This window comes from Thermodesulfovibrio sp. TK110, assembly GCF_054658355.1.
On the sequence record NZ_BAAHNB010000001.1, the window covers coordinates 580,699 to 606,166 of the forward strand.

Sequence of the window (25,468 nt, forward strand, 5' to 3'; positions counted from 1 at the left end):
TTTTATTTTAATTTCATCTGCTCTGCTGCTTCATTAATATCATTGTCAGTCAGATGTTGATGCAATTTTGTTTTCTGTCCTTTTCTCAATTTATCAAAGAGGTCCTGTTTGGTTTTTACTCCTCGTTCTTGAAATATTTTATCAAGAGATTTATCATCTTTATGACATTTATCACACTTTAATGCAAAGGCATTACTTGATAGAAGGAAAAAAGATATTAAAATTATAGTTATGATACGCATATTAGTCCTCTTTCAAGAGTTTTAAAATAAGCTCATTTACTAATTTTGGATTAGCTTTACCTTTGGTAAGCTTCATAACCTGACCCACGAAGAATCCAATAAGTTTTTCTTCTCCAGCACGAAATCTTTCCACTTCTTTTGGATTTTTTGCCATAACTTCTTTAATTGCTTCAATTATAACAGAACTGTCAGAAATTTGTGTAAGTCCCTTTTCTTTAACAATTGTTTCTGCTGATTTTCCAGTTTTGTACATTTCTTCAAATACCTCTTTGGCGGTGTTTCTATTTATTGCTCCTTTCTCAATTAATCTTAGGAGCTCTACCAGCTGAGAAGGAGTTAGGTTGCATTCTGTAATATCTTTCCCATCTTCGTTTAATAATCTCAAGAGTTCTACCATGATCCAGTTTGATACTTCCTTTGGTTTTCCTCCTGAGTTTACAGCCTCTTCAAACCATTCTGCCAGAGATCTTTCCTCTGTTAAGATTTCTGCATCATAGTGTGGTAAACCATATTCTTTGATAAATCTTTCAAATTTGTGATCCGGTAATTCAGGCATATCTTTTTTAATTTTTTCAATCCATTCTTTTGATACGATTACAGGAACAAGATCTGGCTCAGGAAAATATCTGTAGTCATGGGCTTCTTCCTTAGAACGCATTGATTGAGTTGTACCAGTTTGGGCATCCCACAGTCTTGTCTCCTGAATAATTTTCTCACCCATTGAAAGAAGCTTTATCTGTCTTTTTATTTCATACTCAAGGGCTTTTTCAACAAATCTAAATGAATTTATATTTTTAATCTCTGTCTTTACTCCAAACTCAGTGGAGCCTGTAACTCTTACAGAAACATTGGCATCACAGCGAAGAGATCCCTGCTCAAGATTGCCATCGCATACTCCAAGATATCTTAAAATAGCTCTTAATTTTTTCATATAAAGAGCAGCTTCTTTTGGTGATCTAATGTCAGGTTCTGAAACAATCTCCATCAAAGGAACTCCTGTTCTGTTAAAATCAACAAAGCTAAATCCAGAAGGATCATGAATGTTTTTTCCAGCATCCTCTTCAAGATGGATTCTTTTGATACGAATTTTTTTTCTCTTTCCATCAACTACTATCTCAAGATATCCATCCTCGCAAAGTGGAAGCTCATACTGGCTTATCTGGTATCCCTTTGGAAGATCAGGATAGAAATAATTTTTCCTTGCAAATCTACTGTATGGAGCAATTTTACAGTTCATAGCTAAACCTGTTTTAATTGTATATTCAACAGCTTTTTTATTAAGTACAGGAAGAACCCCAGGCATCCCGAGACAAACAGGACAAACCTGTGTATTAGGTTCTGCTCCAAACTTGGTGGAGCAACTACAGAATATTTTACTTTCTGTTAAAAGTTGAGCATGAACTTCTAATCCAATTACTGCTTCGTATTGCATTTTCGCTCCTTTATAATATTGGTTTCATTTTATGCCATGGAGTTGATTGTTCATAGGCATAGGCAAGCTGAAGTATTCCTGCTTCATCAAATGGCTTACCGATAATCTGAACTCCTATAGGAAGTCCATTTATACTGAATCCGCAGGGTATTGATATGGCAGGAAGTCCAGCAAGATTAACAGAAATTGTAAAAATATCAGACAAATACATCTGAAGAGGATCATCTATTTTTTCTCCGATTTTAAAAGCAGGTGTTGGTGCAGTTGGTGTGATAATAAAATCAACTTTTTCAAAGGCTTTTTCAAAATCCTGTTTTATTAAAGTTCTTACTTGCAGGGCTTTTTTATAATATGCTTCATAATATCCAGCTGAAAGAGAGTATGTTCCGAGCATTATTCTTCTTTTTACCTCAGCACCAAAGCCCCTTGATCTTGTTTTCATATACATGTCAAGTAAATCTTTACCTTCTACCCTGAGACCGTATTTTACACCATCATATCTTGCAAGATTTGAAGAAGCTTCTGAAGTAGCAATCAAATAGTAAGTGGCAACAGCATATTCAGTATGAGGAAGAGAGATTTCTACTGGAACGCAACCAAGTGATTCAAGATGTTTTATTGTATCATTCACTCTTTCTTCAACTTCTTTATCCATTCCTTCAATAAAATATTCTTTAGGAATACCTATTTTAAATCCTTTAATCTCTCTGCCAAGATATTCTGTAAAATCAGGTGTTCCAATAGGAGCAGAAGTGGAATCCATAGAATCGTATCCTGCTATAACATTCATAAGAATCGCAGCATCAGCAACGCACTTTGTGATTGGACCTATCTGATCTAAGGAAGAAGCAAATGCAACAAGTCCAAAACGGGAAACTCTTCCATAAGTTGGTTTTAATCCTACAACTCCACAGAATGAGGCTGGCTGTCTGATTGAACCTCCTGTGTCAGAACCAAGTGCTGCAATGCATTCATCAGCTGCCACTGCAGCAGCACTTCCTCCTGAGCTTCCTCCAGGAACTCTTTCCAGATCCCAGGGATTTCTGGTAATATGAAAGCCCGAGTTTTCAGTGGATGAACCCATTGCAAACTCATCCATATTAGTTTTTCCAACAAGAATGTATTTATTGCTAAGCAGCCTTGAGGTAACTGTGCTTTCATAGGGTGGAGTAAAATTATACAATATTTTTGAAGCACATGTTGTAAGAATTCCTTTAGTGCAGATATTGTCCTTAACAGCTATGGGAATACCTGCCAAAATATTTTTTTTCCCAGCAAATATGGCATTTTCAGCATCTCTTGCCATATTATAAGCTTTTTCAACAGTTAAAGTTATAAATGCTTTGACTTTCCCTTCCACTTCCTGAATTCGTTTAAAAACATCTATTAAAATCTCATGGGGCATTACCTCTCTCCGATGAATCATTCTTGCAAGCTCAACCACTGTTAATTTATGAAGCTCCAAAACAAACCTCCTTTAAAAATTTTATCAATTAAATTAAAGCAATTCATCTCTTTTTTTCAAGCTGACTACATTTAACATAGTCTAATTTCATGAATCTCATGCATTCATTACAGGATATGCAATCGGAGGTTTCTTTACCTTCCATCCATTTTTTAGGTAGATCAGGCTCTCTTATTAAAGGTCTTGAAAGTGAGATAAGGTCTGCTTCTTTTTTTTGTAAGATTTCTTCTGCTACTGAGCGAGAGCGTATTCCGCCTACAAGCATTACAGGAATTTTAAGCTCTTTTTTAAATTCTCTTGAGAATTCTCTGAAATACGCTTCTTTCTGAGGTGAGTCAATTTTCATTCTTACAGGTCTTTCCTCTGGTTTTGACTCCACAATTCCACCACTGACTTCTACTGCGTCAATCCCTAAATTTTCAAGTTTTTTAGCAATTCTGAGGCTTTCCTCCAAGGTGAGCCCTCCTTCTACAAAATCACAGGCATTTAGTTTTATCATAACAGGCCAGTCATATCCCACATTTTCTCTTATACTCATGTAAACTTCTTCAAGAAAATGAAATCTTCTCTCTTCATCACCACCCCAGTAATCATTTCTTCTGTTTGTATAAGGAGAGAGAAACTGATTTATAAGATATCCATGAGCACCATGAAGCTGTACACCATCAAATCCTGCCTCTTTAGCTCTTCTTGCAGCTTTACCAAAGGATTCAATAATTTCCCATATTTCTTCCTGAGTAAGCTGTCTTGGCATTACTTTGTAAACAGGCTCATAAACTTCTGATGGTGCTACTGGTTGAGCTCCTCCGAGAAATATTGAAGCACACTGTCTTCCTCCATGACTCAGCTGGATTGCAATTCTGCCACCAGCTTCATGAACAGCAGAGGTTAATTTTTTTAAACCATCAATGTAGAAATCATTGTGAATACAGAGCATCTTTGGAGCACTTCTTCCAGAAACATGAACCAGAGCATTTCCAGTAATTATCAGACCAGTACCACCTTTAGCAAGTGTTACATAAAGATTTATCAATTGTTCTGTAACAAAGCCATCCTCATCTGCCATTTTTTCATAAGTTGCAGAACGGACAATTCTGTTGGGCATTTTAATGGTTTTAATTTCAAAGGGTGTAAAAATTTTCACTTTATCACCATCCTTGTAGCAAGTTTGATAGCCTCAATGAGGCTTGTTGGAGTAGCCTTACCCTGCCATGCTATGTTATAGGCTGTTCCATGATCAGGAGATGTTCTTATAAAAGGAAGTCCAACTGTAAAGTTTACTCCTTTATCAAAGGCAACAAGCTTAAAAGGTGCAAGTGCCTGATCATGATACATTGCAACTACCATGTCAAATTCACCATTTAAGGCACGCCAGAAAACAGAGTCCGATGGATACGGTCCTGAAACATTTATTCCCAGTGCCTTTGCTTCTTTAACTGCTGGAATAATTTCATCAATCTCTTCTCTTCCCATAATACCTTCTTCTCCTGCATGGGGATTTAGCCCGCATACTGCAATACGAGGGTTTTTAATCTCAAGCATATCACAGGCTTTTTGGGCGAAACATATTGTTTTTATTACTCTTTCTTTCTTAACTAAATGGGGAACATCCTTCAATGGAACATGTATTGTTGTTAATATTACCTTCAAAGGCTCACTGTAGAAAGCCATTGCATAATCTTCTGTATCAGTCAGTTCTGCAAGCATGTCTGTATGCCCAAGCCAGCGCAGTCCAGCCATTCGCAAAGCCGACTTTGTAATTGGACATGTAACAATTGCTTCTACTATACCAAGCTTGTGCAGTTCCACTGCTTTTCGTATATAAGAAAATGATGCTCTGCCTGACTCCTCTGATGGAGCACCTTTTAAAAGTTTTGCTGGATTTTGGATTTCATTGAGATTCAATATTTCTATGTTGTCTGGATCAAAATCTATTCCGATGGTTTTAATTACTTCTTTTACAACACTTCTGTCTCCTATTACAAGAGGGTTGCAAATTTTGTAGATATCTTCCTGAGCAAAAGCTTTTACAATAATTTCTGGACCAATTCCAGCTGGATCTCCCATTGTTATTGCTATTTTCTTTTTTGCCATTTAATGCCTCCTGAATGAGTAAGACTTTTAATATTTTAAAACTGTATCATCTTTCTTTGGTGAAAATTTAAATAGAGAGTCTTTGAGAGATGTATTTATTTTTACATCGCTGAAATCAATTTTAACTGTATTAGACAACATATCTATTATTTTCATTGATTTTACTGGAAAATCATTTTCTGTAAGGGTTATTTCAATGCTTTTTATATTTCCCATTTTGCTTTTTGGGAAAAGTATAATAGTTTTTTCTGATTTTACATTAGCTTCAAAATCTTTTTTTAAATCTGCCATTCTGCTAAGAAGTGCCAGTGGAAGCTGACCATATTTTTCTTCGCTAAATTCACTTACTATTGCTTGTTTTCTTTTTTTATCATAGATAATGAGAGTTTTGTTATTTAGATAAATAATTTGAGAAAACTCTCCAGTATATTGCCATCTTATTTTGTCTCCCTTTATAAAAAATCTGCCTCTGAATTGTTGAATTTTGTTTAATTCTTTTATATGACTTGTCTGAATAAAACTTCCATTAGCATCATTTATATTTCTATAGGCATTTTCAAGTTTTAGTAATGCATTTTGGGCATAACAAAAACTATAAAAAAAGAATATTACTACCAGATTAATTACTAAAAATTTTAACACTTTAAAAGCCTTCATAGTTTTAATTATACCACTCCAGACGATTTTTGGGCACATACCAGAAAATGTAATTATACCATATTCCTGCTAAAGCTGGCTCAATTCCCTTTATTCTTTTGTTTATAGCCACGATTGTATCAGGGACATAAAGAAATGTATAAGGCTGGTCTTCTGTAATAAGCTCGTGAATTCTCCAGTAAAGTTTTTTCCTTTTTTCCCTGTCAAGAATTTCTCTTGCCTTTTCAAGAAGACTATCAACTTCTTTATTGCTATAACTCACAAAATTAAACTCTCCTGGTCTGGTTTTTGATGAATGAAAAATATCATATAAATCAGGATCACGGGAAAGAGACCAACCCAAGAGCACTGCCTGAAACTGTCTTTTTGTAACAAGTTCAAGAAAACTCTGCCATTCAAGAACCCTTATGCTTACCTCAATCCCTACTTTTTTAAGTTGCTCTTTAATAATTTGAGCAGTCTTAAGCCGTGCTTCATTTCCCTGATTTACGAGTAAGACAAAGGAGAATCTTTTTCCTTCCTTTATTAAAATTCCATCGCTTCCTATGCTCCAGCCAAGTTCATGAAGAATATTTCTGGCTTTTTCAGGATCGTATTCAAAATCCTTTACATTTGGATTGAATGCCCATGAGGAAGGTGGGAAAGGTCCTGTGCAGGGAGTTCCAAATCCAAGCAAAACACCTTCAATTATTTCTTTTTTATTTATTGCATAGGCAATTGCCTGTCGCACTCTTTTGTCTGAAAATAAAGAATCTTTAAGATTATAGCCTATATAGGTATATCCAAAAGAGTGGTATTTATAAACATTGAAATATTTTTTAAAATAGGATTTTTCTCCATAGTATTTGTACTGAGCAGGATTAAGTGCCATAAAATCAATTCCACCAAATCTTAGTTCAAGAAACATTGTGGAAGGGTCTGGAATAATTCTTGTTATAAATTTTTCAAAGAAAGGCATTCCTTCAAAATAATCATCATTTCTCTCAAGGATTACTCTCTGTCCTGTAATCCATTCTTTCATTTTATATGGTCCTGTACCAACTGGCATTCTATTAAGTGGCGAATTAAATAACTCTTTGCCTTCAAGAAGATGTTTTGGCAGAATTCCCATTCCCCAGGACTCCAATGCTGGTGCAAAGGGTTTTTCATAAACCACTTTTACAATGTATCTGTTGACAGCTTTAACTTCCTTTACAGGACCATAGTTACTGCTGTAAGGTGTCGGATTTTTAGGGTCAGTGATAGCCTTGTATGTAAAGACTACATCATCTGCTGTAAATTCAACACCATCGTGCCATTTAATTCCTTTTCTTAAATAAAAAATTATTTCTTTACCATTCTTTGATATTGTCCATCTTTCAGCAAGATCACCAACAATGTTTAAATTTTTATCATACTTAGTAAGACCATTAAAAATTCTTCCACTTATATCTGCACTGGCAGAGTCTGAAGCAAAAAGAGGAAGAAGTCTCTTTGCATCAGCAGAGGATGCAGCTGTTAGATTAAAGGGTTCTTTTATATCAGGAGCTTTTTGACAGGAGATGGTAAAGGATGAAATTAAGAACAGAACTAAAATAACATATTTTTTTATCATTTATTTTGTTGAGGCTGTGCTCCTAATGGAGGCTGTGCAGGTTGACTCTGAACTGGAACTTTTACATCAGAGACAACAGATCTGGTTTTTGTAGTAATATAAGTCAAAAAAAATGATGAAAGCATAAATAACACAGCTACAATTGTAGCTAATTTGTTAAGGAATGTGGTTGCACCTCTTGGTCCAAAAAGCGTTTGAGAAGAACCTCCTCCAAAGGCAGGTCCTAGTTCTGCCCCTTTGCCTCTATGAAGCAGTACAACAGCTATCATCACGATACACAGGATTATGTGAAAACTTAAAAGCAATGTTTTCATAACTCCTCCTTTAATGGTTTTTGTTCTTCATATTTTACAATTTTTGAAAATTTTACAGGATCAAGGCTTGCTCCTCCAACCAGAACTCCATCAACATTTTCTGTATTCATTATAGAGTAAATATTTTCTGGAGTAACACTTCCTCCATAAAGTATTCTAATTTTGTCAGCTTTATCAGAATAAAATTCTTTCAATCTTTTTCTAATAAATGCATGGGCTTCTTCAATCTGTGCTTCAGAAGCTACTATCCCTGTTCCAATTGCCCAAACTGGCTCGTAGGCTAAAACAATAGCTTCAGGATTTGTTATACCTTCAAGTCCTTTTTCTATTTGCCTTTTTAAAATATCAAAAGTTTTATTGGCTTGTCTTTCTTCAATTGTTTCACCAATGCAGAAAATTACATTTAAATTTTCATCAATACATGCTTTAATTTTCCGATTTATTATTTCATCAGTCTCATAAAAATACTTCCTTCTTTCAGAATGACCAATTATTACATATTCCACATTCAAATCTTTAAGCATAACTGGAGAAATCTCACCTGTGTAAGCTCCTTTTTTTTCATAAAAGACATTCTGAGCGCAAAGCTTTATGTTTGTATTTTTTAATACCTTTCCAGCAGTTTCAAGACAGATAAATGTTGGAGCAATACCAATTTCTCTGTCCTTTATTCCTTCAATTAATGGAATAAAATCCTGAAGAAATGCCAATGCTTCTTTGACGGTTTTATGCATTTTCCAGTTGGCAACAAAAAACTTTGTCCGCATAATTTAAAAGCTTAATTAAAATAGGCTATTTTAGTCAAGTTTAATGATGAAACATTTTAAATATGCTGTTTCTGGCATACTGAGAAGAATTGGGTGGTCTTTGCTCTGAATTCCTTTGTATATTATTTTTCCAATTTTTTTACTTTTTAAAAAGGATTCTTTCACAATCTCATAGAATTCATTTTCAGAAATATGGTGGGAACAGGAGGATGTGGCAAGAATTCCGCCTTTTTTTAAAAGTTTTATTGCTAAACTATTAAGATTTAAATATCCCTCAATAGCATCCCTTTTTTCCTCCTTTGATTTTACAAAGGCTGGAGGATCAACCACTATAAAATCATACTGTTTATTTTTCTTTATCTCCCATTTTAAATAATCAAACACATCAGCTTTAATAAATCTACATCTTTCATTAAGACTATTTATTTTTGCATTTTCTCTGGATAATTCTATGGCATTTTGAGAACTGTCAATCCCTGTTACAATAGCACCATTTTTTGCCATATGAATGCTCCATGTGCCAATATAACAAAATAGGTCAAGAGCCTGTCCAGAAGTAATTAATTTCTTTAGAAAAATTCTATTTTCTCTTTGGTCAAGGAAAAAACCTGTTTTCTGCCCATGAAGAGGATCAAATAAAAATTTAACATCTTCTTCAATGATTAAAGGAAGATGCTTTAGCTCGCCTTTAATTATCTGTTTTTCAATTGGCAGTCCTTCCTTTAGTCTTGATGGAGAGTCATTTTTAAGAATTATCATTTCTGGACAGAATATTTCATCCAGTATTTTGATTATCAACTCTTTAAACTGTTCCATTCCTGCTGTTAATATTTGAATTACAAGGCAGGAGTTGTATTTATCAACTATTAAACCGGGCAGGAAATCTGATTCACTGAAAATCACTCTGTAGGTTTCTTTAAGTCCTAAAAATTCTTCTCTGTATTGTCTACTTTTAATAATTCTAAATCTTAAAAAACTCTCGTCAATTGTTTCATCTTGAAAACTCAGAAGCCTTACAGCAATTGTGGATTTCGGATTTATATATCCTGTTCCGATAATTTTATCTGTTTTTGATTCATATACTTTCACAACGGTTCCAGGAGAAAATATAGAGATATCAGATACTATCTCATTTTTATAAATCCATAAATGTCCATATTTTTTTAGACGCTTAACAAAGATTTTCTCCATGAAGCTTAGTTTGAAAACAATGAAAATGAAAAGTCAAGAAGTTTTACAAATTTTCTTGAAAAAAATTTTTGCATCATAGTAATATGAATAGCTATTTAATAAAATTTTGCAGGAGGAACTTGCAGATGGCTTTAAAGCCCAGAACCAAAATTCAAAAAAAATCGGTCAAAGATGTTTCAAAAACCAAAAAATCAAAGCCTGAGAAAAAGTATATTTACTACTTTGGTAATGGAAAAGCAGAAGGTACAGGACAAATGAAAGACCTTCTTGGAGGAAAAGGCGCAGGACTTGCTGAAATGACCAATCTTGGAATTCCTGTTCCATCAGGATTTACTATCACCACTGAGGCATGCAGAGAATACTTTAAGCTTGGTAAAAAATTTCCTCAGGGGATGTGGGAAGAGGTTCTAAAAAATCTTAAAAAGGTTGAAAAATCAATGGGCTGTAAATTTGGAGATGCAAAAAATCCCCTACTTGTTTCAGTAAGGTCTGGAGCAAAGTTTTCTATGCCAGGAATGATGGATACTGTTTTAAATCTTGGACTAAATGATGAAACCCTTAAGGGATTAATAAATAAAACAAAAAATGAAAGATTTGCTTATGATACCTATAGAAGATTTATCACAATGTTTGGAAGCATTGTTACTGATATAGATAGAAAAAAGTTTGAAGACTTACTTGATGAAGCAAAAAAGAAAAAAGGAGTAAAATTGGATACAGAACTTGATGCAAAAGACTTTAAAGTTCTCGTTGAAAAATATAAAAAACTTTATAAAAAGGAAACAGGAAATGATTTTCCTTCTGATCCCTATGAACAGCTAAAGATGGCAATCAAAGCTGTGTTTGACTCTTGGTATGGAGACAGAGCTGTAACATACAGAAGGCTTCATGGAATACCAGATGATCTTGGCACAGCCTGTAATATTGTTGCAATGGTATTTGGAAACATGGGTGAGAATTCTGGAACAGGTGTAGGATTTACAAGAGATCCTTCAACTGGAGAAAAAAGATTTTTTGCAGAATTTTTACCAAATGCCCAGGGCGAAGATGTTGTAGCAGGAATCAGAACTCCTTTAAAGATTGAGGAATTAAAGAAAAGAATGCCCAGAATATATTCCCAACTTGAAAAAATATGTAATAAACTTGAAAAACATTACAAAGATATGCTTGATATAGAATTTACAATTCAAGAAGGCAAACTCTACATGCTTCAGACAAGGGTTGGCAAAAGAACAGCCAGAGCTGCAATAAAAATTGCTGTTGACATGGTAAAGGAAAAATTGATTGATAAAAAAACAGCTCTTTTAAGAATTGAGCCTGAACAGCTTAATCAACTTCTTCATCCTACCATTGATCCTAAAGCAGAAGTCACAGTAATTGCAAAAGGACTTCCTGCAAGCCCTGGTGCAGCGGTGGGTAAAGTTGTATTTTCTGCTCAGGATGCAGAAGAATGGGTAGAAAAAGGAGAAAAAGTTATTCTTGTAAGAAATGAGACTTCTCCTGAAGACATTGGAGGGATGGCAGTTGCTCAGGGGATTCTCACTGCAAGAGGGGGAATGACTTCTCATGCTGCAGTAGTTGGAAGAGGAATGGGTAAATGCTGTGTTGTGGGATGCGGAGCTATAAACATTCATGAAGAGGATAAATATTTTACAGTTGGTGATATTACAGTTAGAGAAGGCGACATTATTACATTAAACGGAACAATAGGAGAAGTTATTCTTGGGCAGGCACCTCTTGTTATGCCTTCTCTTACTGAGGAGTTTTATACAATAATGAAATGGGCTGAAGAATTTAGCAAACTTCAGGTGAGAGCAAATGCTGATACTCCAAAAGATGCTCGTGTTGCCAGGGATTTTGGTGCAGTAGGAATTGGTCTTTGCAGAACCGAGCATATGTTTTTTGATCCAGAGAGAATAAAGGTATTCAGAGAGATGATTCTTTCAGATTCAGTGGAACAAAGAAGAAAAGCTCTTGAAAAAATTAAACCATATCAGAAAGAAGATTTTATTGGCATATTTAAAGAAATGGAAGGATTACCAGTTACCATAAGATTACTTGATCCTCCACTTCATGAATTTTTACCAAAAACAGATGAAGAAATAGAAATTCTTTCAAAGGAAATGGGAGTTTCTGTAGGAAGAATTAAGACTAAAATTAAAGCTCTTGAAGAGTTTAATCCCATGCTTGGTCATAGAGGCTGTCGTCTTGGAATAACCTATCCAGAAATCTATGAGATGCAGGTAAGAGCTATAATGGAAGCAGCCTGTGAACTTGCAAAGAAAAAAATTAAAGTTATTCCAGAGATAATGATTCCTCTTGTTGCCCATGTAAATGAATTAGAAATAATGAAAAATTTAACTGTTAAAACATCTGAAGAGGTTATGAAACAGTATAAAGTGAAAATTGATTATAAAGTCGGTACAATGATAGAGCTTGCCCGTGCTGCAATAACAGCAGATCAGATTGCTAAAGAGGCTGAGTTTTTCTCTTTTGGAACCAATGATTTAACCCAGTCAGTTTATGGACTCTCAAGAGATGATGCAGGTAAATTTTTGCCATTTTATATTGATCATAAAATAATTGAAGAGGATCCTTTCATATCAATTGATACGGAGGGAGTAGGGCAGATAATGGAAATAGCAGTGAAAAAAGGAAGAAAAACAAACAAAAATCTTAAACTTGGAATATGCGGTGAACACGGAGGAGATCCAAAATCCATAGAATTTTGCCATAAGATTGGTCTTAATTATGTGAGTTGCTCACCCTATAGAGTTCCAATAGCAAAACTTGCTGCCGCTCATGCGAATTTGAAAGAAAAAGGAGCAGAGTTGATAAGAGCTACACTATAACCATTATAATAAACTATGGCTACTGTATCTAACATAAAAGACAAAATAAAAAAAGTTTTTCCAGTAAAGCAGGCTTCTGTTCTTCTTGAAGTGGTTGATATTGTAAACGAAACGGTCAAAGTAAAGGATTTTAATGAACTAAAAGAGATAGTAAGAGAACTTGCCAATGCTCAAAAAGAGCTTGTTGAAGCACAGAAGCAGTCAGAAAGCAGACTCAGCAGACTTGAAACAGTTGTTTCTGAGCTTGCAGAGGCACAGAAAAGAACAGAACAGAAACTGGAGGAGCTTGCAGAGGCACAGAAAAGAACAGAACAGGAAGTTGCAACGCTGGCAAGTGGCTTAAAGCAATTAAGGAAAGAACTTGGTGGACTCAGTCTCACCATGAGTTATGCCTTTGAAAATGAGTCCTACAGAATGTTACCGAAAGTCTTAAAGGAGAATTATGGAATTGAAATTAAAGAGAAACTCATAAGGGTAGAAATTGGAGGCAAAGAGATAAACATATTTGGCAAGGCAAAGAAAAATGGTAAAGAAGTTTTCATAGTTGGAGAATCCAAATTAAGGCTTGATGAAAGAAAAGAACAAAGTATTGAAGAAGTTTTTAACGAGCTTGAAGAAAAAGTGAAAGCAGTACAAAATGAGTATGGAAAAGTTGATATTCTCAAAGTATTAATAACTCATTATGCTACTAAAGGATTTCAGAAAAAGGCAAAGGCAAAAGGGATTATAATAGTTCAGAGCTTTGAATGGTAACTGAGCTCCCACACTATGTTATTCTAAAAGCTTCTGCTGGTTCTGGAAAAACAACAGCTCTTACTGAAAGATTTGTATATTTTTTACTTTCCGATAAAATCCCGAATAATTCATTACGAAATATTCTTGCTATAACCTTTTCTAATAATGCTGCTTTTGAGATGAAATCAAGAATAATAGAATGGCTTAAAAGTTTATATTTTAAAGAAGAAAGTTCTTTAAGTAAATTTTCAAAAATTATTGGACTGTCCCCTGATGAGCTCTCAGTGAAAGCCGGGCAGATACTTGATGAGATACTGAATCATTATTCAGATTTTCAGGTAAAGACAATTGATAGTTTTATGGCTTCAATTTTTAAAGCCTCTGCTATTGATTTTGATTTCAATCCTGATTTTGAGATTCTTATGAACAATGAATCTCTTCTTAGATTCAGCTATGATCTGTTTTTAAAAGATGTGCAGGAGAATTCCATAAAAACTGAGTTTTTTAAAGAGATTATAGAGATTATAAGTTCAAATAGCAATTCGTATCTCTGGAATCCATCAGAAAGAATTTTTGATGAAATTAAGGGACTACATCTTAAAATTCATAATACTCATAAAGAATTTATAATTGATGAATATAGAAAATTAAAAGAAAAAGTTGAGGCAAAGCTTGAAAGTAGAATTATGGTTCTTTTAAGGGAAATCACTTCATCAGGACTTGAAATAAATCGTTCAACGAGAATTCTGGAAGATTTCAACAGGATCATTGAAAACAAAAATTTTAGAGAACTTTTAACAAGGGGGATGAAAAAACTACCTGTAAACAAGCCTAAAAACCAGAGTTCCATGAAAAAATATGAAAATGTTTTGAGTTTGTGGAATGAATTTATTGAAGAACTAAAAGAATATGCTTTTTATTATGCATCAACTTTTTATTTGCCATATATTGAAGTATATCAGAGTTTCAAATCCTTATTAAATCAGATAAAACAAAAGGAGTGTAAAATTTTCATTGAAGATATTAATAAAATTCTTTCAGAGTATTTGAATAACTCAATCGTTCCAGACATATACTTTAGGTTAGGCGAAAAAATACATCATTTTTTTATTGATGAATATCAGGATACATCTCCACTTCAGTGGAATAATCTAAAGTTTTTAATTGAAAACGCCCTTGCTGAAAATGGAAGCCTTTTTGTTGTGGGAGATACAAAACAGGCAATTTATAGTTTTCGTGGAGCTGATTACAAGATTATGAAGGAACTGGAAGAAAAAGAAATATTTCCTTCAGCAGAAAAAGTAGTTAAAACTCTTGATAAAAATTATAGAAGCAAGAGAAAAATTGTTGATTTTGTAGTCAAGATTTTCAGAGAAAAAGTTTTAACCCATCCAGTTTATGCTGAACCAGCTGAGTTTGCAGGATTTCGTGAGTGCGAACAGATTGCAGAAGAAAGCTCGCAAGAAGGTTATGTGGAAGTGAAAGCTTTTAGTGAGAATGAAGAGGAAGAGTCAGAAATAAAAAAATATCTTTTAGAATGCATAGATGATATTACTCAAAGAGGTTATTTTTTAAAAGATATAGCAATACTTGCCTTCAAAAATGAACAGGTTGTAACTATCACTCAATGGTTAAATGATTTACAATTGCCCTTTATATCTTACAGCAGCCTTGATGTACGAAAAAGAAAAGTTACCTCAGAGATTTTAAGCCTTTTACGGTTTCTTGACTCTCCCTTAGATGATTTTTCTTTTTGCAGTTTCTTACTTGGCGATATATTTAGAAATACAGTAAAAAAAGAAGCAATAAATTTCAAGCCCGATGAATTTCTTCTTAAATACAGGGATGAAACAGCAGTTTATAAATATTTTGAAAAAGAATTTCCTCAACTCTGGGAAAAATATTTTAAGCAACTTTTTAAACTTTCAGGATATTTACCTGTTTATGATTTACTCTCATTGGCATTAAATAGTTTCAGGGTATTTGAAACTCTGCCTGATGAAGAAGCAACATTTCTTAAGTTACTTGATCTTGTTAAGAATTTTGAAGAAAAAGGACATAACAATATTAAAGAACTAATAGAATTTTTTGAAAGTCCAGCGGATGATAACATATGGAACATAGCCACTCCAGCTGATATAAACGCTATACAGGTTATGACTATCCATAAAGCAAAGGGATTAGGGTTTCCCATTGTTTTTGTTTATTTAGAAAACAATGAAAAACCAAAAGATAAATATATTCTTAATGAAGTTGAGCATGGAGTTCGTATTTTAAAAGTTACAAACCAGATAGCTGAAAAAAATGAATCATTGCTACAGATAAAAAAAGAAGAAAAAAAATCAGAAATTGTAGATTCACTAAATACTCTTTATGTTGCCTTTACCAGAGCAGAAGATGAATTATATATTTTATGCAGAACTGATAAAGAAGATAAACTACCTTTTAATATTCTCTCAGAATACCATAATAGAAGACTTGGGCATAAATCAGTTAAAAATAAGTCATTATTACTCACAGAATCCTCAGAAATTAATGCTCATCATTATAGTGTATCATTTAATTTCTCAGTTTCCGATGAAATAGTTCATTTTACTGAAAAAAAGAGAGGAGATTTTATACACCTTATTTTAGAACAAATTGAATATTTTGACGAAGGAGTTATGGAAGAGATAGACTCTCAGATAGAAAGATTAAACAGATATTGTCATACTAATTTTTCAGCCTCCAAAATAAAACCATTGATAATTGATATGATAAATCATCCAGATATAGGAAAATTTTTTAAACGAGGACATGAAAAAATTCTTAATGAAGTTGAAATTATAGATAAAGAAGGCGTTGTCCACAGAATTGATAGAGTTGTTGTTAATAAAGAATCTGTTACTGTAATTGATTACAAAACAGGCTATCCACAGAATGAGCATTTTTCACAGCTAAAGCTTTATATGAAATTATTGTCCGATGTTTTTAAAAATAAAACAGTTAATGGATATCTTTACTATTTTGATTTACGAGAGGTGAAAAAGGTTGATAAATGAGTTGAGTTTTCTAAAAGAAGAAAAGATTATTGCAATTAATAGCTCTGAGAGCCTTATTCAAAAAATTGTAGATATTCTTTCCAATGAAGGATTGGATTATTCTGCAAATTTTATTGTTTTTCCAGGGAAAAGACCTGCCTATTATTTAAAGAAATTTCTTGCTCAAAAAATAAAACAGTCCTTTATTCCACCTAAGACTTTTTCAGCAGATGAATTTGTAGAGTTTTTGTTTAGAAAAATAAGCAATGCTTCTCCAATTGAAACTATTGAAGCTGTCGGCATTATTTATGAAATATGTTTAAAAAACAATTTATTGAGTCCATTCTTTAAAAAGTTTGATAACTTTATCTCCTTTGGTTTCAAACTTTTTAATCTTTTTGAAGAACTTTACATTGAAGAAATCTCTGTAAACAGGCTTAAAGAAGTAGAGACTTTAATTGATGTTCCTGTAAAATCACAGGAAAAATTAAGGTTTCTTTCAGTGGTTTATCAGAGTTTTTATGAAGAATTGATACAGAAAAATCTATGCACCAGAGCACTAAGATATAGAAAAGTGGCAGATTGCGTAACGCTTGAGGATCTGGAATTTAAAACTTTGATTTATGCTGGTTTTTTTGCTTTTACAGCCTCTGAAAAAAAAATTCTTGAAAAACTATCTCACATTAAAAACTTTTATTTTGTCTTTCAAAAAGAACCTGAATTTAATGAAAAATTTATCTGTAAAATAAACCTCTACAGTTGTCCTGATACACATGCAGAGGTAAAGGTAGTAGGTAGAATTATGGAAAATTCAGTGGTTGATGAAAAAACTGTTATAGTTCTGCCAAAATCTGATACTTTGTTTCCTCTTTTAAGACAGGGCATCCCATTTTTGAAGGAAGAAAATTATAATATTTCCATGGGCTATCCCTTGAACAGAACACCAATTTATGGATTTTTTATTAATCTCTTTGAAGTTGTAAACTCCATTGAAAATAATCAGTTATATACTGCTTTGTATTTGAAATTTATACTTCATCCCTATACAAAAAATGTTTTTATTAAAAATAGTGCTGAATTGAGTAGAATTATTTTTCATGAGATTGAGAATTTTTTCGTATCTAAAGAGATTTCATTTATTGAGCTTGAATGGATTGAGAAAGAAATACCGAAAATAATAGCTTCCAACTTAAAGGATTTCAATCTTACAGTGGATGATATAAGACAACATATTGAAATGATTCATAATAACACAATAAAAAAGTTTATATCCATTAAGAATATTGAAGAATTTATAAAAAACTGTAAAGATCTCCTTCTTTTTATTTATGAGAAAACTACAGCAAGATTTCATCCTTTATTTTATCCCTATGTGGAGGCTTTTATCACTCAATTTGATAAACTTCTAAACTCTTTGATAAAGAATTTTCAATTTGAGCATTTAGAGTCATATTTTAACTTTTTTAAAAACTTTATAATGTTTGAAAATCTTCCATTTCCTGGCACGCCTCTTAAAGGCTTACAAATACTTGGATTTCTTGAAACAAGAAACATTAAATTTAAAAAAGTGATATTTCTTGATTTAAATGAAGGAGTATTTCCTCCTCTTTCAGAGGATTATCTGATGCCTTACAAAGTAAGAAGAATTCTTGGTTTGCCTACTTATAATGAGAGAGAAAAGCTTGTTTATTACTACTTTTCACTTTTAATAGATGGTGCTGAGGAAGTGCATCTTTGCTACATAAAAAATGATAGAAATGAGAGATCCAGATTTATTGAGAAAATTATATGGGAGGCAGAAAAAAGCAGAGCTCGGAGAATTGATATACCTATAAAGTCACTTTCCTGGGCAGTAAATCTAACAACAAGAAAACCTTCTGAAATATATAAATCAGATGAAACAATGGAAGTTATTAATAATCTCTGTTTTTCACCATCTGCAATTGATGATTATCTTGACTGTGGATTGAAGTTTTATTATTCCTATGTATTGAAATTAAAAAAGAAAAAAGAGCTTTCTGCTGAACTGGAACACTCTGACATTGGCACGATTGTTCATGAATCATTAAAGGAATATTTCAGGTTAAGAAAAAATAAAAAACTCAATCCCGATGATTTTGGAAACGATATAGAATCTATTGTTAAGGATATATTTTCTAAAAAGTATGGCAGCAAAGTAACAGGTAAAGTATATTTAATAAAAATACAGATAGTTCAAAGACTTCTTCAATTAATAGAGTATTATAAAAAACTGAGTAAAATCCATCACTTAAAAATTCTTGAAGTGGAAGAACTCATAGAAGAAAGTCTCTTTAATGCAAGTTTTAGATATAGAATAGATTTAGTTGAATGCATAGATGATTTTATCACTATTGTGGATTATAAAATATCAGGAACTGAACAGCATTACAAAATAAAATTTGATAAACTTGATATATCAGACAGACAAAGCTGGAGCAAACACATAGGCAGTCTTCAAATCCCTCTTTATATGCTACTTTATGCAAAAAAATATAAACTGAATGTTTTTAATCTGAGGGGTTGCTATTTTTTGCTCGGAAAGGCTTTGCTTAATGATGATAAAGTGAGATTTGATCCTTTCAATCAAAATGACAAAGAAGAATGTATAAAAACTGTATCAACTGTATTAGAAACACTGGTTAATGAAATAAAGGATAAAAATATACCCTTTTTACCAGCCTTTGATTTTAAGAGTAAATGCAACCACTGCGATTATCAGTCAATTTGTGGAACTTTAACAGTTCCTTCAAAAACTTCCTCAGCAGGTCCTGTCATATAAACATGTCCATTCTCTGCCCATTCAATCAGTAAATCTCCACCAAGAAGATGAACTGTAACTTTTTTATCTGTAAGCCCCTTTATCATAGAAACCACAGCAGTAGCACAGGCTCCTGTTCCACAGGCAAGGGTTTCTCCAGCACCTCTCTCCCACACGCGCATTACTATTTCATGAGGATTCCTCACAAAGACGAATTCTACATTTGTTCTTTTTGGAAAGATTGGATGATTTTCAATGAGTGGACCATATTTTGTAACAGCAAAATTTTTTGGTTCTTCATCAAGAAATATAACTGCATGAGGATTCCCCATGCTTACGCAGTTTATCCTTGCATGCCATCCACTGACTTCAACAACCAGATCAAAAACCCTGTCTCCTTCTACATCAACTGGAATTTTTGAAGGACTGAATTCAGGTTTTCCCATATCAACCTGAACAAGCTCGCCAATCTTTCTGGGTTTAATAATTCCAGCAAGTGTTTCCACTTCTAAAAATTCTTTATCTGTTAACTTTCTATCCCATATGTATTTTGCAAAACATCTTATTCCATTTCCGCACATTTCAACTTCTGAGCCATCAGCATTAAAAATTCTCATTTTAAAGTCTGCAATCTTAGAAGGATACAAAAGTAAAAGCTGATCAGCGCCAATGCCAAATCGTCTGTCACAGTATTTGATTGCAAATTTTTCAGGCTCTGACAAACTTTGATTCAGGCAGTCAATCAATATAAAATCATTGCCAAGTCCATGCATTTTTACGAAATTAATTTTTACCATTAGAGCAAATCCTCCGGTATGATTTCATTCTTTATTAGATCTTTATAGTTTTCACGCTTTCTTATCAAAGCATACTGTTCTCCTTTTACAAGTACTTCCGCTGCTCTTGGTCTGCTGTTATAATTTGATGACATACTGAATCCGTAGGCTCCTGCACTCATAACAGCAAGATATTCTCCTGAAGAGACTTTTTCAATTTCTCTATCCTTTGCAAGAAAGTCGCCTGACTCACATATTGGACCAACGATGTCTGCTACAATCTTTTGTCTTTTTTCTTGGATTACTGGCAAAATTTCATGATAGGAGCCATATAAAGCTGGTCTCATAAGATCGTTCATTCCTGCATCAACGATTATGAAATTTTTTACATCTGTTTGTTTTGTATATAAAACCTTTGTAATAAGAATTCCTGCATTTCCAACGATTGATCGCCCTGGTTCAACTATTAATTTGCCTTTCTGATTTTTAATAAGAGGAATTAGAGCATTTGCAAGCTCTTTTGGATGAGGTGGTTCTTCATCTTTATAGGTAATTCCAAGTCCTCCGCCAATATCAATATATTCTATATCAACATCAGCCTGAGCAAGTTTTTCATAAAGTTCAAGAAGTTTCCTCAGTGCTTCCACATAAGCATCTGTTTCTGTGATCTGTGAACCTATGTGTTTATGAATTCCGATTACTTTTATATTTTCAAGAGATTTTGCTACCTTGTAGTATTCCACTGCCTTAGCTATAGGAATTCCAAATTTGCTTGTTTTTAAGCCTGTGGCAATGTATTTATGTGTTTTTGGATCAATATCAGGATTTATTCTTAAAGCAACTCTTGCCTGTTTTTTCAGTTTTTTGGCTATTTCGTTTATTTTGTAAAGCTCTAATTCAGATTCCACATTGAACATGAGAATATTATTTTTAAGTGCATACTCTATTTCTTCATCGGTTTTTCCAACACCTGCAAAAACTATTCTGAAAGGTTTTATTCCTGCTTTCAAAGCCCTGAAAAGCTCTCCACCTGATACAATATCTGCACCAATTCCAAGTTGAGCGAAAAGACTCAAAATAGCAAGGTTTGAGTTTGCTTTCACAGCATAGCAGATAATGTGAGGAATTTCGCAAAAGGCTTCTTCATAGGCTCTTATGTGTCTTATTAAAGTGCCGTAACTATAAATATAAAGAGGAGTTCCAAACTCTTTTACTAGCTCTTTTACAGGTATATCTTCTGCAAAGAGTTCTCCTTTTTTATAGGTGAAAAAATGCACAACATCCTCCTTTTTGAATTTTTATGAAGTATAATATTATACTAAATTTTTCAGAGGTTTGTAATACGAAAGGAGGAACAATGGGAAAAAATATCGTTGAAAAAATAATGGAATCCCATCTTGTATCTGGCAACTTGAAAGAGGGAAGTCTTATTAGTGTAAGGGTTGATCAGGTTTACACTCAGGATGCTACAGGCACAATGGCGTGGCTTGAATTTGAAGCAATCGGAATTGACAGAGTAAGAGTGCCTCTTGCAGTTTCCTATGTGGATCACAACATGCTTCAGAGTAATTTCATGAATGCTGATGATCATTTATTTTTAAGGACTGCTGCTGCCCGTTTTGGTGCCTATTTTTCCAGACCTGGAAATGGCATATGTCATCAAGTTCATCTTGAAAGATTTGCAGCTCCTGGACTAATTGCACTTGGCACAGACAGTCACACTCCAACTGGAGGAGGAATAGGAATGATTGCAATAGGTGTAGGAGGACTTGAGGCAGCTTCTGTTATGGCAGGGATGCCTTTTGAGTTCACCATGCCAAAAGTTGTTCGGATAAATCTTTCGGGAAAACTCAGAAGACCATATGTTACTGCTATGGATGTTATTCTAAGCTTGTTAAAAATGCTCTCTGTAAAGGGAGGCATAGGTAAAATATTTGAATACGGCGGTACAGGTGTTAAAGACCTTTCAGTAACTGAGCGAGCAACCATAACAAACATGGGCGCAGAACTTGGTGCAACTACATCTATTTTTCCAAGCGATGAAAATACCCTGAAATTTCTCAAAGCTCAAGGAAGGCAGCATCAATGGATACCTCTTGAGGCTGATGAAGATGCAGAGTATGCTGAAATTATAGAAATTGATTTATCAGAAATACAACCTATGATAGCACAGCCACACAGTCCTGACAATGTGGTGCCTGTGAAGGATATTAAAGGGACAAAGGTTCATCAGGTATGCATTGGCTCATGCACAAACTCTTCCTACAAGATGATGAAGACAGTTTCATCAATTCTCAGAGGAAGAACAGTTCACGAAGAAGTAACTCTTTTTATAAATCCTGGTTCTAAACAAGTTTATGAGATGCTTGCCCGTGAAGGAGATATTGAAACAATGATTTCAGCCGGTGCAAGAATTCTTGAATCTGCCTGCGGTCCCTGCATTGGCATGGGAGGAGCACCTGGAAGTGGTCAGATTTCGGTTCGTTCCTATAACAGAAACTTTAAAGGAAGATCAGGAACAAAGGATGCTTTTGTGTATCTTGCCTCACCAGTTGTTTGTGCTTTAACAGCCATCAAAGGCGAGATAGTTGATCCCTTTGAAACAGACACTTTAGAGGAAATCAATGAACCTGAGACTTTCACAATAAATGACAATATGCTAATCCCACCCAAAAAAGAGAGAGCCAAGATAATTAAGGGACCAAATATAAAGGAAGTTCCTGTAAAAGAACCTCTTGAAAATACCATACATGCTCAGGTGCTACTTAAGCTTGGAGATAATATAACAACCGATGATATACTTCCTGCTGGTACACAGGTTCTGCCATATAGATCAAACATACCTGAAATATCAAAGTTTATCTTTAAAAACCTTGATGAAAGCTTCTATGAGCGAGCTATAAATGCTAAAAGCAAAGGTGGAGGAATTATTGTAGGTGGTGAAAACTACGGGCAGGGTTCATCTCGTGAGCATGCAGCAATTGCACCTATGTATCTTGGCATCAAAGCTGTTATTGCAAAATCATTTGCGAGAATTCACAGGGCAAACTTAATTAACTTTGGTATTCTGCCACTTATTTTTGTAAATCCAGAGGATTATGAAAAAGTGGAGCAGGGAGATATGTTAAAAATTAGTGATTTAACTGCAGAAGTCAAAGGTTCACAAAAATATTTAGTTTTCAATGAATGTAAAAATATTTCCTTTGAGGTATACTCAAATTTAAATAACAGGGAAAAAGAACTGATACTTAGTGGTGGACTTCTTCCCTATGTAAGAAAAAAAGTCATCCAGTAAAAATCTCTGCTGTCCCAAATGGGACAGCAGTCCTTCCTTTTTGTCCCAAATAGCACAGCTTTGTTTGATGTTTTCTCTTATTTTTCAAAGAATTACTATCTGGCAATACATTTGCTTATCTTATTCATAAGAAATCTTTAAGGAGGTATGCCATGGAAAAAATTTTAGTAGGGTTTGATGGTTCAGAATGGGCAAAGAAAGCACTTGAGGAGGCTATAAAAATTGCTCAGAAATTTGGCTCACAAATTACAGTTTTGTCAGTAGTTCCAAAGGTTTGTTTTCTTGAAATTGGCGTTGACTGTGCCACTGTAGAAGGTATTTTTAGAGCTGAGGTGGAGGGTAATCTCAGACGAGCACAGGAAATTATTAATGAAAAGGAGGTGAAAGGAGAAACAGTTATTTTAGAAGGTAATCCAGCAGATGTAATAGTTGACTATGCAACTAACTATGATTTAATTGTAATGGGCTCAAAGGGTAAGGATGCTACAGAAAGAACACTCTTTGGAAGTGTCACTCAAAAAGTAGCTGCTAATGCTACTAAATCAGTTTTAATCGTAAGATAAAAAATCAGGGAGGAGGATTTATGAAGCGAATTTTAACATTTATTACAGTTTTATTTGTCATTTTATCTTTTTCAATGGTTCATGCACAGAAGCCTTCAGAAAACAAACAACCAGTAAACCCAGCTGAAACCAAACCTGCAGAGGCTACAAAGGCAACTAAACCAGTTGACACAATAACAGTCAATGTGGACAAAAATCAGCTTTCAGGTGGTGGCAAAATAACCATTACTGGTAAAGCACCTGCAGGGAAGGATGTCTATATTGAAGTTTGGTCCGAAAAAACTGTAAGAGCTGCAAGGCTTGATGCAGATCCTGATCCAAAAACAGGCAAAAGACCATACATTTTTTACATGACCGATGATATGCCAGGATTTTACAAACTTATAATTCCAGAAAAATACAAATCTGTGCTTGAAGAGGCAAAGAAGGAAGGTAAAAAATGGAGCGTTTCAAAGGTTATAAAGGATGCAGGTGCAGATGCTGTTTATGGATATCCAGCAAAGATAAAGATTGACAGATACCAGACCTCTTTGTGGGCAAGTATAATTGGTTCAAGAGGACAAAAGCTTGAGCCAATGGATGAAAAGGAAAATAAACGCAGATCCATGCAACTACTTAAGGCAAGATTTAGAAGCGTGGGTGCTATATTTTCAGCAAATCTTAAAATTGAAGATGATGGTCGTTTCAAAGCATCAGTTGAGCTTCCATCCAATGCAGCTCCTGGAAAATATTTTGTAGTAGCTAAGGTTGACAAAGACATTAAAAGCGAGCCTGTGGTAGTAGAAAACTCTATCAGCTTTCCTAATGTCTATCTACCAAATGCTGGTAGAACTGTTAATTTAATATGGCCCTTTCTTCTTACTGCAGCAATTACCACATTCGGAGTTTTAATGGGTGCTGGCGGTGGTTTTATACTCAATCCAATCCTTGTAATGCTCGGACTTCCCCATACAGTGGTTGCAGGAACAGTTATGCCAACAGTTCTTTTCTCGCAGGGTACTGGTATATACAACTACTCAAGAATTAAATTTATCAACTGGAAGCTTGGTGTCACGCTCGGAATTGCCATGCTTTTTGGTGGATTTATAGGACCAAAGCTTACAGAGCTCATAACCCTTGAGCAGTATAAGTTTCTGTTCGGCTGGGTTTTAATAATTCTTGCAGCTTTGATGTTTTGGCAGACAACACCTAAGTATCTTGAAAAGAATAAGAAAGAACAGGCAATTCTCAAAGAATTTAAGAAAAGAGCTGAAGAAGCAGCAAAGAAAAAACAGGAAGGAGGTAAATAAATATGAAAATAGAGTTCTGGGGACAGGAATTTAAAGTAAATCTTGCTATAGGCATTCCAGGTGCATTTTTGATTGCTGTTATGTCATCCATGTTTGGATTCGGTGGCGGACCTTTTATGGTTCCACTTATGGCAGTAGGATTGAGGCTTCCCATGTATGTTATTGTAGGTAGCTCGCTTCTTGCCATATTCTTTAACACCCTTATGGGAACTTTCAGACATTACGGATTTGGAAACTTTGATTTAATATTCTTCCTCATAATGTTTCCTGCAGCAATTCTTGGTGGATATCTGGGACCAAAGATTGCAAAGAAATTGAATCCTATAACTGTTAAAAGAGTTGCCTGTGCAGGACTATTAATTCTTGCTTTGCAACTACTTGGCGTGTTTTAAAAGGAGGAGGG

The 25,468-nt window shown here is 34.2% G+C and carries 20 protein-coding genes; 8 read left to right on the forward strand and 12 right to left on the reverse strand.

Features of this window, described 5'->3' with window-relative positions:
* Nucleotides 1-2 precede the first annotated feature (2 nt).
* The 10 genes from ACYQ3X_RS03130 to ACYQ3X_RS03175 are packed head-to-tail and all read right to left on the reverse strand — an operon-like array spanning nt 3 to nt 9,756.
* Nucleotides 3-242, reverse strand: coding sequence for a hypothetical protein (locus ACYQ3X_RS03130; RefSeq protein ID WP_460180374.1), 240 nt, complete (start codon nt 240-242; stop codon nt 3-5).
* Nucleotide 243: 1 nt separating this feature from the next.
* The gene (gatB, locus tag ACYQ3X_RS03135) at nt 244-1,674 is read right to left on the reverse strand and encodes an Asp-tRNA(Asn)/Glu-tRNA(Gln) amidotransferase subunit GatB (protein WP_460180375.1); all 1,431 of its coding nucleotides are present in this window, start codon (nt 1,672-1,674) and stop codon (nt 244-246) included.
* Nucleotides 1,675-1,684: 10 nt separating this feature from the next.
* Entirely contained in the window at nt 1,685-3,139 is a 1,455-nt protein-coding gene (gene gatA / locus ACYQ3X_RS03140; RefSeq protein WP_460180376.1) for an Asp-tRNA(Asn)/Glu-tRNA(Gln) amidotransferase subunit GatA, read from the reverse strand.
* A 43-nt stretch (nt 3,140-3,182) separates the two neighbouring features.
* Complete coding sequence (locus tag ACYQ3X_RS03145; protein ID WP_460180377.1) at nt 3,183-4,283, reverse strand: oxidoreductase; 1,101 nt, start codon at nt 4,281-4,283, stop codon at nt 3,183-3,185.
* Nucleotides 4,280-5,233 carry a 4-hydroxythreonine-4-phosphate dehydrogenase PdxA gene (gene pdxA / locus ACYQ3X_RS03150; protein ID WP_460180378.1) on the reverse strand — a complete coding sequence of 318 codons (954 nt, stop codon included), beginning with the start codon at nt 5,231-5,233 and terminating at the stop codon, nt 4,280-4,282. The genes ACYQ3X_RS03145 and pdxA overlap by 4 nt, the downstream gene beginning before the upstream one ends.
* A 27-nt stretch (nt 5,234-5,260) precedes the next feature.
* Complete coding sequence (locus ACYQ3X_RS03155) at nt 5,261-5,890, reverse strand: LolA family protein (protein WP_460180379.1); 630 nt, start codon at nt 5,888-5,890, stop codon at nt 5,261-5,263.
* Nucleotides 5,891-5,894: 4 nt separating this feature from the next.
* The gene (locus tag ACYQ3X_RS03160) at nt 5,895-7,484 is read right to left on the reverse strand and encodes a peptide-binding protein (protein WP_460180380.1); all 1,590 of its coding nucleotides are present in this window, start codon (nt 7,482-7,484) and stop codon (nt 5,895-5,897) included.
* Nucleotides 7,481-7,798 (reverse strand): preprotein translocase subunit SecG, encoded by a 318-nt coding sequence (secG, locus tag ACYQ3X_RS03165; RefSeq protein WP_460180381.1) that lies wholly within the window; start codon nt 7,796-7,798, stop codon nt 7,481-7,483. The genes ACYQ3X_RS03160 and secG overlap by 4 nt, the downstream gene beginning before the upstream one ends.
* Entirely contained in the window at nt 7,795-8,565 is a 771-nt protein-coding gene (gene tpiA, locus ACYQ3X_RS03170) for a triose-phosphate isomerase (RefSeq protein WP_460180382.1), read from the reverse strand. Before tpiA ends, secG begins: the two co-directional genes overlap by 4 nt.
* Before the next feature lie 30 nt (nt 8,566-8,595).
* Entirely contained in the window at nt 8,596-9,756 is a 1,161-nt protein-coding gene (locus tag ACYQ3X_RS03175; RefSeq protein ID WP_460180383.1) for a class I SAM-dependent rRNA methyltransferase, read from the reverse strand.
* 125 nt (nt 9,757-9,881) lie between these two features.
* On the opposite strand from ACYQ3X_RS03175, the gene ppdK reads away from it, so the two are divergent.
* Genes ppdK through ACYQ3X_RS03195 form a run of 4 tightly spaced genes read left to right on the forward strand, consistent with a single transcriptional unit; the run spans nt 9,882 to nt 19,163 of the window.
* Complete coding sequence (ppdK, locus tag ACYQ3X_RS03180; protein ID WP_460180384.1) at nt 9,882-12,608, forward strand: pyruvate, phosphate dikinase; 2,727 nt, start codon at nt 9,882-9,884, stop codon at nt 12,606-12,608.
* Nucleotides 12,609-12,623: 15 nt separating this feature from the next.
* Nucleotides 12,624-13,361, forward strand: a complete 738-nt coding sequence (locus ACYQ3X_RS03185) for a hypothetical protein (protein WP_460180385.1) — start codon at nt 12,624-12,626, stop codon at nt 13,359-13,361.
* Nucleotides 13,355-16,384: a UvrD-helicase domain-containing protein gene (locus ACYQ3X_RS03190; protein ID WP_460180386.1), complete on the forward strand. Its 3,030-nt coding sequence runs from the start codon at nt 13,355-13,357 to the stop codon at nt 16,382-16,384. Before ACYQ3X_RS03185 ends, ACYQ3X_RS03190 begins: the two co-directional genes overlap by 7 nt.
* Nucleotides 16,374-19,163, forward strand: coding sequence for a PD-(D/E)XK nuclease family protein (locus ACYQ3X_RS03195; protein ID WP_460180387.1), 2,790 nt, complete (start codon nt 16,374-16,376; stop codon nt 19,161-19,163). Before ACYQ3X_RS03190 ends, ACYQ3X_RS03195 begins: the two co-directional genes overlap by 11 nt.
* Here ACYQ3X_RS03195 and dapF read toward each other — a convergent pair.
* Together dapF and lysA are read right to left on the reverse strand one after the other, a co-directional pair.
* Complete coding sequence (gene dapF / locus ACYQ3X_RS03200; RefSeq protein WP_460181685.1) at nt 19,100-19,930, reverse strand: diaminopimelate epimerase; 831 nt, start codon at nt 19,928-19,930, stop codon at nt 19,100-19,102. The two genes, ACYQ3X_RS03195 and dapF, sit on opposite strands and share 64 nt — an antisense overlap.
* Nucleotides 19,931-19,938: 8 nt before the next feature.
* Nucleotides 19,939-21,195, reverse strand: a complete 1,257-nt coding sequence (lysA, locus tag ACYQ3X_RS03205) for a diaminopimelate decarboxylase (RefSeq protein ID WP_460180388.1) — start codon at nt 21,193-21,195, stop codon at nt 19,939-19,941.
* An 80-nt stretch (nt 21,196-21,275) separates the two neighbouring features.
* On the opposite strand from lysA, the gene ACYQ3X_RS03210 reads away from it, so the two are divergent.
* The 4 genes from ACYQ3X_RS03210 to ACYQ3X_RS03225 all read left to right on the forward strand — a co-directional run bounded on the left by ACYQ3X_RS03210 (nt 21,276) and on the right by ACYQ3X_RS03225 (nt 25,457).
* Nucleotides 21,276-23,213, forward strand: coding sequence for an aconitate hydratase (locus tag ACYQ3X_RS03210; RefSeq protein ID WP_460180389.1), 1,938 nt, complete (start codon nt 21,276-21,278; stop codon nt 23,211-23,213).
* A gap of 152 nt (nt 23,214-23,365) precedes the next feature.
* Entirely contained in the window at nt 23,366-23,776 is a 411-nt protein-coding gene (locus ACYQ3X_RS03215) for a universal stress protein (protein WP_460180390.1), read from the forward strand.
* A gap of 20 nt (nt 23,777-23,796) precedes the next feature.
* Nucleotides 23,797-25,065 (forward strand): sulfite exporter TauE/SafE family protein, encoded by a 1,269-nt coding sequence (locus ACYQ3X_RS03220; RefSeq protein WP_460180391.1) that lies wholly within the window; start codon nt 23,797-23,799, stop codon nt 25,063-25,065.
* Nucleotides 25,066-25,067: 2 nt separating this feature from the next.
* Nucleotides 25,068-25,457 carry a sulfite exporter TauE/SafE family protein gene (locus ACYQ3X_RS03225; RefSeq protein WP_460180392.1) on the forward strand — a complete coding sequence of 130 codons (390 nt, stop codon included), beginning with the start codon at nt 25,068-25,070 and terminating at the stop codon, nt 25,455-25,457.
* Nucleotides 25,458-25,468 lie beyond the last annotated feature (11 nt).

Bases quoted from the DNA above. Each gene is read 5' to 3' on its own strand.
- ACYQ3X_RS03225 (WP_460180392.1), top strand. From the start codon at position 25,068: ATGAAAATAGAGTTCTGGGGACAGGAATTTAAAGTAAATCTTGCTATA.
- tpiA (WP_460180382.1), bottom strand. From the start codon at position 8,565: ATGCGGACAAAGTTTTTTGTTGCCAACTGGAAAATGCATAAAACCGTC.
- ACYQ3X_RS03160 (WP_460180380.1), bottom strand. From the start codon at position 7,484: ATGATAAAAAAATATGTTATTTTAGTTCTGTTCTTAATTTCATCCTTT.
- ACYQ3X_RS03175 (WP_460180383.1), bottom strand. From the start codon at position 9,756: ATGGAGAAAATCTTTGTTAAGCGTCTAAAAAAATATGGACATTTATGG.
- ACYQ3X_RS03210 (WP_460180389.1), top strand. From the start codon at position 21,276: ATGGGAAAAAATATCGTTGAAAAAATAATGGAATCCCATCTTGTATCT.
- ACYQ3X_RS03155 (WP_460180379.1), bottom strand. From the start codon at position 5,890: ATGAAGGCTTTTAAAGTGTTAAAATTTTTAGTAATTAATCTGGTAGTA.
- ACYQ3X_RS03190 (WP_460180386.1), top strand. From the start codon at position 13,355: ATGGTAACTGAGCTCCCACACTATGTTATTCTAAAAGCTTCTGCTGGT.
- ACYQ3X_RS03220 (WP_460180391.1), top strand. From the start codon at position 23,797: ATGAAGCGAATTTTAACATTTATTACAGTTTTATTTGTCATTTTATCT.
- ACYQ3X_RS03130 (WP_460180374.1), bottom strand. From the start codon at position 242: ATGCGTATCATAACTATAATTTTAATATCTTTTTTCCTTCTATCAAGT.
- ACYQ3X_RS03215 (WP_460180390.1), top strand. From the start codon at position 23,366: ATGGAAAAAATTTTAGTAGGGTTTGATGGTTCAGAATGGGCAAAGAAA.
- secG (WP_460180381.1), bottom strand. From the start codon at position 7,798: ATGAAAACATTGCTTTTAAGTTTTCACATAATCCTGTGTATCGTGATG.
- pdxA (WP_460180378.1), bottom strand. From the start codon at position 5,233: ATGGCAAAAAAGAAAATAGCAATAACAATGGGAGATCCAGCTGGAATT.
- ACYQ3X_RS03185 (WP_460180385.1), top strand. From the start codon at position 12,624: ATGGCTACTGTATCTAACATAAAAGACAAAATAAAAAAAGTTTTTCCA.
- ppdK (WP_460180384.1), top strand. From the start codon at position 9,882: ATGGCTTTAAAGCCCAGAACCAAAATTCAAAAAAAATCGGTCAAAGAT.
- gatB (WP_460180375.1), bottom strand. From the start codon at position 1,674: ATGCAATACGAAGCAGTAATTGGATTAGAAGTTCATGCTCAACTTTTA.